This window comes from Bradyrhizobium sp. NP1 (genome assembly GCF_030378205.1).
Taxonomy (GTDB): Bacteria; Pseudomonadota; Alphaproteobacteria; order Rhizobiales; family Xanthobacteraceae; genus Bradyrhizobium.
Map to the genome: position 1 here is coordinate 3050157 of NZ_CP127385.1, position 14901 is coordinate 3065057.

General features: G+C 63.7%; 13 protein-coding genes. 12 read left to right on the forward strand and 1 reads right to left on the reverse strand.

Going from position 1 to position 14901, the window contains the following annotated elements; translation table 11 throughout:
- Positions 1-3 precede the first annotated feature (3 nt).
- Positions 4-1383, reverse strand: coding sequence for an amidase (locus tag QOU61_RS14365; RefSeq protein WP_289659421.1), 1380 nt, complete (start codon positions 1381-1383; stop codon positions 4-6).
- A gap of 129 nt (positions 1384-1512) precedes the next feature.
- Here QOU61_RS14365 and QOU61_RS14370 point away from each other — a divergent pair, with 129 nt between their 5' ends.
- From QOU61_RS14370 to QOU61_RS14425, 12 genes are all read left to right on the forward strand, one after another.
- Positions 1513-2199: a GntR family transcriptional regulator gene (locus QOU61_RS14370; protein ID WP_289659423.1), complete on the forward strand. Its 687-nt coding sequence runs from the start codon at positions 1513-1515 to the stop codon at positions 2197-2199.
- Between the two features lie 18 nt (positions 2200-2217).
- On the forward strand, positions 2218-2688 hold the full coding sequence (locus tag QOU61_RS14375) for a YybH family protein (RefSeq protein WP_289659425.1): 471 nt from the start codon (positions 2218-2220) through the stop codon (positions 2686-2688).
- Between the two features lie 68 nt (positions 2689-2756).
- Positions 2757-3920 (forward strand): ABC transporter substrate-binding protein, encoded by a 1164-nt coding sequence (locus QOU61_RS14380; protein WP_289659427.1) that lies wholly within the window; start codon positions 2757-2759, stop codon positions 3918-3920.
- Positions 3921-3956: 36 nt separating this feature from the next.
- Entirely contained in the window at positions 3957-4820 is an 864-nt protein-coding gene (locus QOU61_RS14385; protein ID WP_289659429.1) for a branched-chain amino acid ABC transporter permease, read from the forward strand.
- 2 nt (positions 4821-4822) lie between these two features.
- Positions 4823-6640: a branched-chain amino acid ABC transporter ATP-binding protein/permease gene (locus QOU61_RS14390; RefSeq protein ID WP_289659431.1), complete on the forward strand. Its 1818-nt coding sequence runs from the start codon at positions 4823-4825 to the stop codon at positions 6638-6640.
- Positions 6633-7343 (forward strand): ABC transporter ATP-binding protein, encoded by a 711-nt coding sequence (locus tag QOU61_RS14395; protein WP_289661519.1) that lies wholly within the window; start codon positions 6633-6635, stop codon positions 7341-7343. Before QOU61_RS14390 ends, QOU61_RS14395 begins: the two co-directional genes overlap by 8 nt.
- Before the next feature lies 1 nt (position 7344).
- Complete coding sequence (locus tag QOU61_RS14400) at positions 7345-8367, forward strand: LLM class flavin-dependent oxidoreductase (protein WP_289659434.1); 1023 nt, start codon at positions 7345-7347, stop codon at positions 8365-8367.
- A complete protein-coding gene (locus tag QOU61_RS14405; RefSeq protein ID WP_289659436.1) occupies positions 8364-8819 on the forward strand; it encodes a (2Fe-2S)-binding protein in 456 nt (151 codons plus the stop codon). The genes QOU61_RS14400 and QOU61_RS14405 overlap by 4 nt, the downstream gene beginning before the upstream one ends.
- A complete protein-coding gene (locus QOU61_RS14410; RefSeq protein WP_289659438.1) occupies positions 8816-9655 on the forward strand; it encodes an FAD binding domain-containing protein in 840 nt (279 codons plus the stop codon). The genes QOU61_RS14405 and QOU61_RS14410 overlap by 4 nt, the downstream gene beginning before the upstream one ends.
- Complete coding sequence (locus QOU61_RS14415) at positions 9652-11988, forward strand: xanthine dehydrogenase family protein molybdopterin-binding subunit (protein ID WP_289659440.1); 2337 nt, start codon at positions 9652-9654, stop codon at positions 11986-11988. Before QOU61_RS14410 ends, QOU61_RS14415 begins: the two co-directional genes overlap by 4 nt.
- Positions 11985-13151 carry an alanine racemase gene (locus QOU61_RS14420; RefSeq protein ID WP_289659442.1) on the forward strand — a complete coding sequence of 389 codons (1167 nt, stop codon included), beginning with the start codon at positions 11985-11987 and terminating at the stop codon, positions 13149-13151. Before QOU61_RS14415 ends, QOU61_RS14420 begins: the two co-directional genes overlap by 4 nt.
- Complete coding sequence (locus QOU61_RS14425; RefSeq protein WP_289659444.1) at positions 13148-14287, forward strand: amidohydrolase/deacetylase family metallohydrolase; 1140 nt, start codon at positions 13148-13150, stop codon at positions 14285-14287. Before QOU61_RS14420 ends, QOU61_RS14425 begins: the two co-directional genes overlap by 4 nt.
- The last annotated feature ends 614 nt before the right edge of the window (positions 14288-14901 follow it).

Consider the following 14901-nt stretch of genomic DNA (forward strand, 5'->3'; position numbering starts at 1 on the left):
GATCTAATGATCCACCCAATCCGGCCACGGCCGGGCGGTTTCGAAAGCCGCCGCGGCGGCCAACACTGCGGTGTCGGCGAAACGGTGTCCGACGATCTGCAAGCCCACAGGCAGGCCGTCCTTGGTCCGGCCCGCAGGCACGGAGATTGCCGGCTGCCCGGTGAGGTTGAATGCAGGACAGAATGGTGACCACCCGTAGAACGAGACATTGCGTCCTGCCACCTGGCCGGGGGTTTCCATCCCCAGCGCAAACGGCGCGCAGGCCACGGTCGGCGTGATCAGGAGATCGCATTCCTCAAATGTCTTCCGCACCCCTTGCCACCAGTCATTGCGGGCAAGGCAGGCACGGTAATAGGCATCAGCCGGAAGCCGCCTGCCCTCGAGAATGAATTCACGCAGCGTGGGCTCGATGTCGTTGGCGCGGTCGGGGAGAAACGCGCCGAGCCGGTCGGCCGCCCCGGTGACGAAGATCGTCTGCCAGAAAGCCATCGGAGATGACCATTCGAGCTCGCGTTCGACGACATCGTGTTTCATCTCGGCGAAGGCTGCGACTGCCTTGCGGCAGACATCAACGATCTCTGGATCGATCGCCTCGGAGAATCCGAGGTCGGGTGCGAAGATGATCTTCAGAGGTCGTCGTGTCGGCTCCCGCACCGCTTCATCGGCCCGGCGTGCGGGCAGGCAATAGGGATCGCGGTCATCGGGCTGTGCGATGGCGTCGAACGCGATCATGGCGTCATCGATGGTGCGCGCCATGGGCCCGATATGCTGCAGGCTCCAATTGGCACCTGTCGGGTAGTTCGGGACCCGTCCATATGAGGGCTTGAAGCCGACTGTCCCGGTAAAGGCTGCGGGAATTCGCAGCGACCCGCCACCGTCCGTTCCGATGTTGATCGGCGCGAGCGCGGCGCAGGCCGCGACCGCCGCGCCGCCGCTCGAGCCCCCGGGGGTCACCGTCGGTCGCCAGGGATTGGGCGTCGCTCCGAAGAGGAAGTTTTGCGTCACGCCGACCCAACCGAAAGCGGGGGTATTCGTCTTGCCGAGCAGGATGGCGCCGGCCTGTTTCAATGCTGAAACGGCGGCCGCATCTTCCGTCGGCACGAAATCCGCAAACAGCCGCGAGCCGAAAGTGGTGCGGACACCTTTCGTCGGCAGCGTGTCCTTGACCGAGAAAGGGATGCCGAAAACGGACGAGAGCGACTCTTTGTCACCCGACCGCAGGCGAGCCTCGGCCAATTTTGCTTCGCGCCGCGCGGTCTCAGCCGTGACCAGGACAAAGGCTTTCAGCGCCGGGTTAAGCCGCTCGATTCGCTCAAGAAACGCATCCACCACGTCGACAGGCGAAAGCGAGCCATCCCGATAGCGCCGGGCGATCGTGCTCACGCTTAGCCGGCAAATCTCAGCATCCATAAGGGCGTCCAGCTCAAAAATTGATCTTGACGCTCCCATCCTGCCGTGGTCCCTTCTGCTTTGCAAACTGAAATTTCAGTTTCAATAAATCTGGGAGCGAAAGTGACATTGCAGCCCGCCCGCGCGTCTTCGGAGGCCGGTCCTCTGCGCAACAGCGCCTACGACCGGCTGCTGGACGCGATCATTTTCGGGGAGCTGCAGCCTGGATCGTCGGTCGACGAGAAGTTTCTGGCGGGGCGTTTCGAGTTCGGGGTCGCGGCGATCCGCGATGCGTTGCTGCGGCTGTCGCTGGAGGGAATTGTCGAACGGCAACCGCGGATCGGCACCCGGATTTCGGATCTGAGCCTGCGCGAGATGCAGGATGTTTTCGAAGCCCGCGTGCTGATCGAAGGCGGCTGCGTGTCATTGGCAGCCGAGCGCGCGAGCCCGGAAAATATCGCTGCGATGCGATCTGCGCTTGACGGCTTCGAGGCCGTGATCGAGCGGCGGGACTTCCGAAGGCTCGTTCACATGGACCAGCGCTTTCACCGCGCGCTGGCGGCCGCGACACACAACCGTCAGATCGAGCAGAAAGTCGTGCAGCTCCACGATGCCGCGTGCCGGTTTTGGTATTTCGGCTTGCATCGCATGGATTCGCGCACCGTGCTCACCGACATCGCCACGCATCTAGACGTCGTTTCGGCCATCGAGCAGCGCGACGCGCCGGCGGCGGTCGCCGCGATGCGCGCAGTGCTCGGGCATTTTCCGGAAACCGTGCGGAACTTCTTTTCGGCAGGCCCAATACCATAGCATGAGGAGTTACTTCGGATGTCTCAACCAACGCTGCGTGGCGGAAGCGAAGCCGACCGGAAGATCATTCTCGACAAGCACCAGAAATACCTCGAAGCCAACGCAGAGTTCGACTGGGTGACGTTGCGCGACCAGCTGTGGAGCGCCTCGCCCGACAGCGTGTTCTTCAATCTGAATGGTCATACCTATCGAGGTCGGGACCACTGGATCCAGCTCTGGAAGTTCTACAAGGGGCAGCTCACCACCGGCTACTGGGAGCCCTACGATATCGGTGGCGTGGTGACCGGTGACATGGCGACGGTCTGGTGCCATCGCAAAACCAAGGCCGCCTGGGTCGGCGCCAATCCGCGCCCGGACGGCAGCGCTCACGAGGACCGCCAATTCGTTTCCCGTTCGACGATGGTATTTCAGAAGGAAGCCGGCGACTGGCGCGTCGTTCACGTGCATTTCTCCGAGCACGGCACGAGCCCACGGCCCGGCGGGATCTGAGCTTCGCTTCCGCGCCGCATCGAATCGAATCGAGTAGTCGGGATCAACTCCCAATGATGGAGAGAATGATGAAGAATCGGCGACAGGTCTTCTCGCGCATGGCCGGCTTGCTTTCCTGCGCCGTGCTGGGCGTCTCCGCCATGATGCCCGCGGGAAAAGCGGCGTCCGAGCCGCCGATCAAGGTCGGTGTGGTGCTGCCGCTCACCAGCGTGCTTGCTGCCTATGGCAAGCCCTATCTGGATGCGATGCAGATGGTCGTGGACGACGCCAACAGCAAGGGCGGCATCAATGGTCGTCAGATCGAGCTCGTGGTCGAAGATAGTCAAGCCTCGAACACGGTGGCAATCAATGCCTTGAACAAGGTGCTGCAATCAAACCCGGTGGCGGTGTTCGGGCCGGCGCTGGGTACCCAAATTCTCGCCATGATGCCGATCACCGAAAAGGAGAAGGTATCGCTGATCGGCGGCCCCAGCACGCGCCGCGTCTCGCAGCAGGGCGCGAAGTTCTTCTTCCGCAACTCGCCGCACGACGCCATCGGCAAGGAGAATACCACCCGCTTCCTGGTCGACACCCTCGGCAAGAAGAAGATCGGGATCATGCATGTCGGCAATGAGTGGGGCTATTCCGGCCGCGACAACGTCACCGACTTCCTGGACAAGCTCTACAAGCTCAAGCCGGTATCGATCGCATCGTACCAGCCGACCGACAAGGACCTCACCGCGCAGATTCTCCAGATGCAGCGCGACGGCGCGGACGCCATCGTGATCCAGGGGCATCCCGTCGACGAGGCGCTCGCGATGCGGCAGACACGACAGCTCGGCATCAATGTGCCGATTGTCGGCTCCGGCTCGCTCTGCTTTGCCTATTTGCGCAATCTGGTCGACCAGGCCGATATTTCCGGTCGGTACTGCGAGGCTCCCGGGGCATTTCCTTCGCTCAGTGCCAACAAGGACGCGACGAAGTTCGCCGCCGACTACAAAGCCAAGACCGGATTCGAACCTGAAATCTACACGCTGCAGTACTACGACAGCATGGGAATGCTGATTGAAGTCATGCGCAAATACGGCGTCGACCGTGACAAGATCCGGGAAGGAATGAGCCAGCTCTCCTATCAGGGGCTGGCGGGGACCTACAAAGCCGACAGCGAGGGCAATCTCCGCCACGATTCGGTGATCATGGAATTCATGCCCGACCACAGCGTCAAGGTGGTCGGAGAGAAGCGCCAAAGCTAGCCCCGGATCGATCCTCCAATCGCAGGGCGGTGGTGCATGGCCCAGGTGCTCGCAACGGGACTGGCGATGGGATGTATCTATGCCCTCGTCGGCCTCAGCTTCATCCTGATCTACAACGCGACGCATGGCCTCAACTTCGCGCATGGCGAACTCGTCATGCTGAGCGCGTTCGTCTTCTACTCGGCAATCGGCACCGGCGCGCCATATTGGGCGGCCGTGGCGATGACCTTCGCAGCGATGGCAATGTTCGGCGCGGTCTATCAGCGGCTGCTGTTTTATCCGCTGCGTGATCGGCCCATGCTGACCTTCGTGATCGCAACGATCGGCTTTTCGATCTTTGCACGCAACTTCGCCCTGCTTGTGTGGGGACCCAACCCGCTGCGGGTGCCGTCGGCGTTCTCGAACAGCTCCGTCAAGGTATTCGGCATCGTGCTCGCGCCCGAGCACCTTTTCATCGTCGCGGTCACGATGTGCGTGCTCGCGGCCCAGTACGCCGTTTTCTTCCATACCGACCTCGGTCGGCGGCTGCGCGCAACCGCGCAGAATATCGAGATGGCGCGGCTGATGGGTATTCGGCCCAACCGCATGATCGCGATCACGTTCGTGGTGTCGGCGCTGCTATGCGGCATCGCGGGAGTGCTGGTGGCGCCGATCTTCCTGGTCGACACCGACATCGGCCTCAACCTGATCCTCAAGGCGTTCATTGCCGTGATCATTGGAGGCTTCGGCAGCGTGCCGGGCGCAGTCGTCGGCGGTGTCCTCGTGGGCCTGCTGGAGATCCTCGTCGCGGTGTTCGTCTCCTCCGTCTACAAGGATGCGATCTGCTTTTCGTTCTTGATCCTGCTGCTGATCGTCTTTCCGCAAGGAATATTCGGCGAGCGCGTCGCGGAGAAGGCCTGATCATGCGCCGTCTCGCGATTCCCGTCCTTCTGATTGCGATCCTGCTGCTGCTTCCGCTCGTCGTCACCTCCAGTTATTACCTTCGCCTCATCAATCTCGCGCTCGTCTTTGGACTGTTGGCGGTCAGCCTCAACGTGGTGCTCGGCTACGCCGGCCAGCTTTCGCTCGGCCATGCCGGGCTGTTCGGCATTGGCGCCTATGTGAGCGCGCTGGCCACGTCCGGGCAGAGCGGTGCGCTGTTCTGGCCGGCCTTTGCAGCTTCAGGCCTGGTGGCCGGCGCGGTCGGCCTTCTTATCGGCTTTCCTGCGCTGCGGCTGAAAGGGCACTATCTCGCGCTGGCGACGCTCGGCTTCGGCGAGATCATGCGCAACATCTTCTTCAACTGGCGCGAGGTTACGCATGGCATGGACGGGATCGGCAATATTCCTCCGCCCTCGCTGGGATTCGTCGACTTCGGGGGAGATGCCCGCTTCTTCTATCTGGGCCTGCTGACGTTGTCGGTCACGATCCTGCTGGTTCGACGGCTCGAGCGGTCGAAATACGGACGCATGCTCGCGGCGATCCGCGATGCCGAGCTGGCTGCCGGCGCCGTAGGGGTCAACGTGCCGCGACAGAAGGTGATGGCGTTCTTCATCAGCGCGGTTCTGGCGGGCTGTGCCGGATCTTTGTATGCGCATCTCACGAGCTATATCAGCCCCGACGTCTTCGTGTTCGACGTCAGCGCGCAGGTGCTGAGCATGGTGCTGATCGGCGGCATCGGGACCACCATGGGCCCTGTGCTGGGCGCGGTCGTCCTGACCTTCCTGCCGGAAATCCTCCGAATTTCGAAGTCCTACTATCAGCTGATCTATGGCGCCGGCATCGCCGCGATGATCATCTTCTTTCCCGGCGGCCTGCTCGGACTGGCCAGACAGCTCTGGGGCCTGTTCGGAGCCGAGAAGACCGTCGCGCCGTCCGCCCGCGATGATCTCGACGAGGAGGTCGCGCCGGTCGCTGTGGTGCCGCGGACGCAGCCGGCTGGCGGCGGATCGGCCATGCTGGTCGCCGACGGCGTGACAAAGCGGTTCGGCGGGCTCACCGCCCTCAGTGATCTTTCGCTCGAAGTACGTGAAGGCGAGATTCATGCTCTGATCGGCCCCAACGGATCGGGGAAGTCGACCTTCATCAATGTCGCGAGCGGCATCTACCGGCCGACCAGCGGACAAATCAGTTTCCTGGGCGCGCCCATCGCAGGCCGAAAGCCGTGGCAGATCGCGGGTGTCGGGCTCGCCCGCACGTTCCAGAACTTGCGTCTGTTCCAAAGTCTTTCGGTATTGGACAACGTGCTGGTTGGCTGTCGCACCGAGCATCCGGCCGGCTGGCTCGGCGTCCTCTCGGCATCGGAGCTGGCGCGGTCCGAAGATACGAGGCTGCGCGCGATCGCAGAATCAGCGCTCGCATTCGTCGGGCTGTCGAGATTGCGTGATCATCCGATCCGCACCCTGCCGCACGAGCAGCAGCGCATTGTCGAAATCGCGCGCGCGATTGCGATGCAGCCGCGCCTGATCATGCTCGACGAGCCGGCCGCGGGCATGAACCCGGCCGAGGTGGAGCGGCTGATTTTGCGCATCAAGCGATTGCGCGATTCCGGAATGACGATCCTGCTGGTCGAACACAACATGCCTCTGGTGATGAGGCTGGCCGACCGGATCACCGTGCTCAATCACGGCCGCAGGATTGCCGAAGGCGATCCGGCAGCCATTCGTGACAATCCGGAGGTCATCCAGGCGTATCTCGGCCACGGCACGAAAAAGAGACTCGCGCGATATGCCACTGCTTGAGATCAAGGATCTGCGGGCCTGTTACACGGATGCGGTCGAGGTGCTGCACGGCGTCAGCCTCAGCATCGACGCCGGTGAGCTCGTCGCGCTGATCGGCGCCAACGGCGCGGGAAAAACCACGACGCTGAAGGCGATCATGGGATTGGCGCAGACGTCGGCCGGACAAATATCGTTTTTGGGAGAAAGTATCGTCGGCCGTGACACGCCCGACATCGCGAGGCGCGGCCTGTCGATGGTGCCCGAGGGGCGTGGCGTATTTCCCGGCCTCAGCATCCATGACAATCTGAGGATCGCGGCGACGCCCTGGATCAGGCGCGGTCTCAGCGTCGTGCGCGATTTCGATCTGGTGTTCGATCTGTTTCCGGTGCTCGCAGAGCGCCGCAACCAGTTGGCGTGGTCGCTGTCTGGCGGCCAGCAGCAGATGCTGGCGATCGGCCGGGCGCTCGTGGCGCGTCCGAAGCTCATGCTGCTCGACGAGCCGTCGCTCGGGCTTGCGCCGAATCTCGTTGATCAGGTCTTTGACGTTCTCCTCAAGATCAACCGTGAGGGGGTCGCCATTCTTCTTGTCGAGCAGAACGCCTTCATGGCACTCGAAGTCAGCAATCGTGGCTATGTGATCGAGCGCGGGGCCGCTACCATCGAGGGTCCCGCGGACATGCTGCTCAATGACGAACGCGTCAAGGCTTCTTATCTGGGAGGTTGAGATGTCCAAATTGCCGGCGATTGGTATGCGGGTGCATGGCGGCATGGCGCCTCGGCGTTGCATCGACCTGGCGGCGGGAGCCGACAAGCACGGGCTTGCGTCGGTATGGTTCGCGGAAAATCCGTTCAATCGCGGCGTGCTGCCCGCCGTCGCGGGGGCGGTGCTTGCGACCAAGCGCATCAAGATAGGCATCGGCGTTTTCAATCCGTACAACCGGCATCCGACCCTGATCGCAATGGAGATCGGCGCGCTCGACGAGCTCGCCGAGGGGCGTGCGGCGTTGTCGCTGGGCTCCGGCATTGGCGATCGCGTGACGCGCATGGGCCTGTCCTACGAGAAGCCGCTGGGAGCGGTTCGCGACGCGGTCACCATCGTGCGTGGAATGATGAAGGGGGAAACGGTCACCCATCAGGGCGCGGTGTTCTCGGTCTCCAACGTCAAGATGGAGTATGTTCCACCGCGGCCGCAGATGCCGATCTACGTCGCCGCGATGGGCGACCAGGCGCTGCGGCTCTGTGGGCAGATCGGCGACGGCGTGATGATCTCCAATATGTGTCCGCCTGGCTATACCGAGCGTGCGCTTCAGGTGGTTCAGGAGGGGGCGAACAAGGCGGGACGGCCGCGGCCGAAGGAAGTCGTGCAGTATGTGCTGTGTTCGGTAAACGCCGATCGCGGCGAGGCGCGTGCGGCCGTGCGGCGGACCATTGCCGAGATGCTGCCGGCCTATTGGGCGATGGGCGCGCGCTGGCCGGCGGTCCGCGAGGCGATGCACGGCAGGAGCGGCATTCCGGAGCAGGAATTTGTTGCGGCGATCGATCGCCTGAAGGCGGGCGATGACCCGCAGCAGGTGCTCGACGACCGCTTCGTCGACGCCTATTCGATCTCCGGCACGGTGGATGATTGCCTGAAGGCCGCGGCCGGGTTCGGAGCCGTCAATGTGACCGAACTGGTGGTCACCTTTGTTGGCAAGGCGCCGCTCGATGAGATGGCGCTGCTCGGCCCTGCCTTGAGGGCGAACGCATGAAGCTAAGCTGCACCGTCAATGGCGAGGAGGTCCAAGCGGACGTGCCGCCCCGGCTGCTGCTGTCGGATTTCATCCGTCACGAGCTGCGGCTGACGGGGACGAATGTCGGCTGCGAAATGGGCGTGTGCGGGGCATGCACCGTCATCGTCGACGGCGAACCGGTCCGATCCTGCCTGATGTTCGCGGTGCAGGCGGATCAACGAAGCATAAGCACGGTGGAAAGTCTCGACCAGAATGGCAAGCTGGGGCCGCTGCAGCAGGCCTTTCACGAAAATCACGCGCTGCAGTGCGGCTTCTGCACGCCCGGAATGCTGATGACGCTCGCGTCGCTGGCGGCGCAAGGGACGCTGCCCAAGACCGAGCACGAGGTCCGCGAGGTTCTGTCGGGCAACATCTGCCGCTGCACGGGATACCAGAACATCGTCGATGCCGTTCTCAAGGTCGCGTCGTGAAGCCGGCGCCGTTCGATTTTTTTTGTGCCGGGACCGTCGACGAGGCGGTTGCGCTGCTGGCGCGCCTGGGCGAGGACGCGAGGCCGGTTGCCGGCGGGCAAAGCCTGGTGCCGGCCATGAATCTTCGAATGGCGACGCCGACCGCGCTGGTCGACATCAGCCGGATCGCCGAGCTGCGTGGCTGGAGGCAGGTCGGAGACCGCATCCATATTGGCGCGGCGACCACCCAAGCCGAGCTGATGCGGGATTCGGATCTCGCCGTTCGTCTGCCGCTGCTGGCCGCTGCACTGCCCAACATTGGCCACGTGCAGACGCGGAGCCGGGGGACGATAGGCGGCAGCCTGGTCAACGCTGACCCGTCGGCCGAGATCGGTCTCGTGGCGGCGACGCTCGAGGCGATCCTGGTGTTGCGTAGCGCCCAAGGCGAGCGTCGCCTCGCTGCGCGCGAATTTCAGTTGGGCGCCCTGACCACTGCGATTGCGCCGGGCGAACTGCTGGTCGAGATCATCATGCCGACCGCGCCGGCGGGTGCGCGCTGTGCGTTTCGCGAGCTGGCGCGCCGGCACGGCGACTTCGCGCTGGTTGCCGTTGCCGTGCAAAGGTCTGCCGGCGAGCTCAAGGTCGGCATCGGTGGCCTTGAGGAAGCGCCGCGGCGCTGCGACCGGCTGACCGCGCGGCTCGCGGAGGAAGGCTTTGCGGCTGACGCGATCGACGATGCAGTCCGCGTCGAGCTTGCGGATGTAGCTCCGCTTTCGGACATTCATGCCAGCGGCGACTATCGTCGGCATCTTGCGGCGGTGTTGCTCAAGGATTGCCTGATGGACGTGTTGCGATGAAATCAGGATCATCATCCCGCCACGCCGGCCCGCTGCGCAAGGAAGACGCCCGGCTGCTGCGGGGGCGGGCGAAATATGTCGACAATATCCACCTCGATCGCATGGTTCACGGCGCCTTCATCCGCAGTCAGCTGGCTCATGCGCGGGTCGTCAATGTCGATGGGGCCGCAGCACTTGACGCCGGCGCGCTGCTGGTCCTGACGGGCAAGGATCTGCCTTTCGCCGACAAGCCATGGGTCACGCGATACTGGCACGAGGCGATCCGCAACGGGCTTCCGTCCTTCCTCGCGCGCGATCGCGTCCGCTATGTCGGCGAGCCGGTTGCGTTTCTGGTGGCGGCCGACCGGTATGTCGCCGAGGATCTCGCCGCGTTGGTCGAGGTCGAACTCGAGGCGCTGCCGGCGCTCGGCTCGACACAGGCGGCATTGGCCGCCGGCGCGCCACGCCTGCACGAGGATTGGGTCGACAATGTCGCGGCCGCCTTCAGCAGCGCGCATGGTGATGCGGACAAGGCCATGGCGGCCGCGGCGCATCGGGTCTCCCGTCGTTTCAGCTTCGCGCGGCAGACGCCGCTGCCGCTGGAAGGGCGGGGCATCGTCGCCGAATTCGATTCCGACCGGACAAGCCTCACGGTCTGGATGTCGACGCAGGCGCACTACAATGTGCGGCAGAACCTGGCCAGCATTCTCGACATTCCGGAATATCAGGTCCGGGTCATCGCCGAGGACGTGGGTGGCGGATTTGGTGCGAAGTCGCGTTGCTATCCGGAAGAGATCATCGTCTCGCACGCGGCGCGGCTGTTGCGCCGGCCGGTCAAGTGGATCGAGGATCGGTTCGAAAACCTGCAAGCCACGACGCATTCGCGCGCCATCGACGTCGATCTCGAGCTTGGCTGCGACGCGGAAGGACGCCTGTTGGCACTCAGGGCCGACGTCGTCACCGATGTTGGCGGCTATGTCCACAACAGCGGCATCATGACCTCGGAGATCGTTCCGGCTCACATCGCCAACGGCTACCGAATCGCGAACGTGAGGGTCGATGTCCGGTGCGTCGGCACCAACAAGACGCCGATCGCGACCTATCGCGGCGCAGGCCAGCCCGAGGCCGCCTTTCCCATCGAGTGCCTCGTCGATGTGCTCGCGAAGGAAGTCGGCATTTCCGCGCTAACCTTGCGCCAGCGCAACCTGATCGAACCGGCTGACATGCCGTATCGATCGGGTGCGAAGCTCGCGGGCCTGCCGATCTGTTTCGAAAGCGGCGATTTTCCTGCCTTGCTCGCGAAGGCGGTGTCCGATAGCGGCTACAGCGAACAGGCCAAGATATTGCCCGGCGGCGAGCGCGAGGCATGGGGTCTCGCTTGCGGCATCGAGGCCGGTGGCCTCGTGAACTTTGAATCCGCGCTGGTGCGCATCGACGCAGCAGGGAACGTGGTCGTTCTGTCCGGCATGACGACGCAGGGGCAGGGCCAGCTCACGACCTACGCCCAGGTCTGTTCGGAAGCGCTCGGCGTTGATTTCGAGCGCGTCCAGGTGCGGCTGGGAGATACCCAGCTTGTCCCGTTCGGACGCGGCGCCTTTGCCAGCCGGGGTGCGATATTCGGCGCCAGCGCCGTGCATCAGGCGACCCTCGCGCTTCGCGCGAAGGTGCTTCAAAAGGCTGGCGTCCTGCTGCAATGCGATCCGGCCGATTTGTCGATTGCCGGCGGCTTCGTGGTCCGGGCAGACGGGGAGGCGACTGCTCTCGACATCGGCCAAATCGCGCGCGCGGTGATGCCGGGCGGAGCGCTGTTCGAGGGCGATGGCGCGCTTGAGGCCCAGCATGTCTTCAAGTCTGATCAGCCGCTCACCTACGGACTTTCCGTTCATGTCGCCTGCGTTCGCCTTGACCCGCGAAGCGGTTTTTTCACCATTCGCGATTATCTCGTCGCTCATGATGCGGGACGCAGCCTGAATTCGATGGTCGTCGAGGGGCAGGTCGTCGGCGGCGCCATCGACGGCATCGGCGGCGCGCTGTTTTCGGAACTGGTCTATGACGAGCAAGGCCAATTGCTGACCGGATCGCTCGCGGACTATCTTGTCGCGACCGCGCCGGAAGTCCCACGCGTCCGGCTCACCCATATGGAGACGAGGCCGCAAACCAATCCGCTCGGCGTGCGGGCCGTCGGCGAGGCGGGAGTCATCCCGGCGGCGCCTGCGATCGCCAACGCGCTGGCGCGCGCAATTGACGATCGGCACAGTGGCCACGAAGCGGCGCTGTTCGCGTTGCCTCTGAAGCAGGAGCGGGTCTATCGTGCAATCCTTGCGGCGAAAGATCGATCGCGGAGCGAGACATGAAGCGGCTTGATCCGGCGGACGCGCGGTTCGCAGCCATTCCGACTCCGGCGCTGGTGCTGGATGTCGCCGCACTTGACGCGAACATCGCCCGGATGGCGGCGGTGGCGTCCCGCCACGGCATCGGGCTTCGCCCGCACGCGAAATCGCACAAGTCGGTGGAGATCGCGCGCCGGCAGTGCGCCGCGGGCGCGATCGGGATTGCGTGCGCCACGTTGGCGGAGGCCGGAGACCTGATCGAAGCGGGGATCCCCGATGTCCTGGTCACGTCTCCGCTCGCCGGCGCGGAAAAGTGCGCCCGGTTCGTGGAGCTCAGCCGGAATGGCCGGATCGCAGCGGTGGTCGACGATGCAAGTCAGGTCGCAATGCTCGGTGCAATGGCCGGTGGCGCTGTCCTGGAGTTGGCCATCGATGTCGATGTCGGCCAGGCACGAACCGGCGTCACGACCGTTGAAGACGCGGTCACGCTCGCGAAAGCCATTGCCGCCGATCGGTCGCTGCGCTTTGTCGGCATTCAGGGCTATGCGGGCCATGCCCAGCACATCACAGACTTCGGTGAGCGCACGGACGGCGCCCGCCGCGCGGCAGCACGGTTGCGCGAGGTCGTCTCGGCGTTGGCCGGCGTCAAGCTTGAGCCTGGCTTCGTCTCCGGCAGCGGCACCGGGACGAGCGAGATCGACATGCGCGAAGGGCCGTACACCGAACTGCAGGTCGGCTCTTATGTCCTGATGGACGCCGAATACCGCACCATACGAGACGACAACGCCGATCCGCCGCCGTTTCTTCAATCGCTCTACGTGCTTGCGACCGTCGTATCGACGCAGCGACCGGGAGAGATCACGGTCGATGCCGGAACGAAGGCGTTAGCGGTCAACGGACCGCCGCCGGATTTCCTGATCGGCGTGGCAGGAGGCGCGCGTTACCGTTTTTGGGGCGATGAGCACGGAGTCATCGCTTTGCCTCCGGGAGCGCCGGCACCGCCTGCGGGATCGCGCGTTCTGATCCCTGCAACGCATTGCGATCCGACCGTGAACCTGCACGCGGCCTATCACGTCGTGATCGATAACGGTCCCGTCGAGGTCTGGCCCATCGGTGGGCGCTACCGGCCCCTGACGCATGGCTCGGAGGTTTGGAGAATGCCGCGCGATGATGGGGCATCAGCATGACCTACGATCTCGTCCTGCGTGGAGGCAGGGTGATCGATCCGTCGCAGCAGCTCGACATGATCGCCGACGTCGCCTTCGAGGGCGGCAAGGTCGTAAAGCTGGCACCCCGGCTCGACCTTGCCGGCTGTGCCGATGTGCGTGACGTGTCCGGATCGCTTGTGGTGCCCGGATTGATCGACCTGCATACCCATGTCTATTGGGGCGGCACCTCGATCGGCATCGACGGCGAGGAATTTGCGCGCAGGAGCGGGGTCACGACCGCGGTTGACACCGGATCGGCCGGTCCTGGAAATTTCGCCGGCTTTCGCAAGCATGTGATCGATCGATCGCACATCCGTATTCTGGCCTATCTTCATGTCTCCTTCGCGGGCATTTTCGCCTATTCAAGGACGGTGATGGTCGGAGAAAGCGAAGAGATGCGGCTGATGGCGCCGGCCGACGCCGTCCGCGTCGCCGACGAAAACCGCGATGTGATCATCGGCATCAAGGTCCGTGTCGGAAAATATTCGTCCGGAACCTCAGGCCTGCATCCGCTGAACATCGCGCTTCAGGTCGCTGACGAAACCGGCCTGCCGCTGATGGCGCATATCGACGATCCTCCGCCTTCCTATGAGGAGGTCTTGGACCGCTTGCGTCCAGGCGACGTGCTGACGCACGCCTTTCGGCCGTTCCCGAACGCGCCGACGACACGGCAGGGCAAGGTGAAGCAGGCCGTGCTGGATGCGCGCGGCCGCGGCGTCCTCTTCGACATCGGTCATGGTAAGGGATCGTTCGCCTTCTCGATTGCGCGCGCGATGCTCGCCCATGGCTTCAAGCCGGACACGATCTCGTCTGACATCCATTCGCTGTGCATCGACGGACCCGTCTTCGACCAGCTCACGACGCTGTCAAAATTCCTCTGCCTTGGCATGTCGCTTCCGGACGTGATCGCGGCGTCCACCGTCAACGCGGCTTCTGCGCTCCGGCGGCTCGAACTCGGAACGCTGCGCGCCGGCTCAGCCGGCGATGCAACGGTGCTGGCGCTTCGGGAAGGGCGCTTCGACTATGTCGACGTTACCGGCGAACACCTGACGGGAGACAAGCGACTGACTTGCGAGGGCATCGTCGTCGGCGGCCGATGGTGGCATCCGAGATAGGATAGGTGGGCGGTTAAATGGTGGATGTCGCGCTTGGCCGGCCCAGCGTCAACAATGCGTTTTTCATGCGGTCCTGATCCACTTCCGACGACGGCTTCTCCTCGAACTGACTGATTTGTCCGAGGCGGCAAGCTAGCTTTCGGAGAGGTGATTTCCACACCTGGCAGTTGAAGGCGTTGCGCTGGCGGCGGCTCAGACGTGCCTCGTCAGCTTGATGTCTTCAGTTGTGTGGAGGGAACGGCTGCATTCCTTTGGCCGGGCGGACGATAAACAGGCTCGATAGGTGGCCTGGGAATTTCTCTCCTCTTGATCCGATAGGATGCGCCAAGCAGGAGCAGGAACAAGGCTCTGTTGGCAACATAGCGAGCAGCGGTTCGGGAGCATTCTGATCCCTGCATAGCGAGCGTCCCCTCGGCGGTCCATATCGACCACCTCCACATACGGCCACGCTTCCGGAGAGTTGCTTCGTAGATCGCGAACTGATGCGCCATGGTTCAATGATTTTCTCGAGGTTTCGCTCAGAGATTAGTCGTTACGACAGCTCAAAGGTTCATGTGCTTTTGTTGCTGCGGCGGCGTTGGGCTGGAGCATTCCGGTTACTCAACGCACCATGC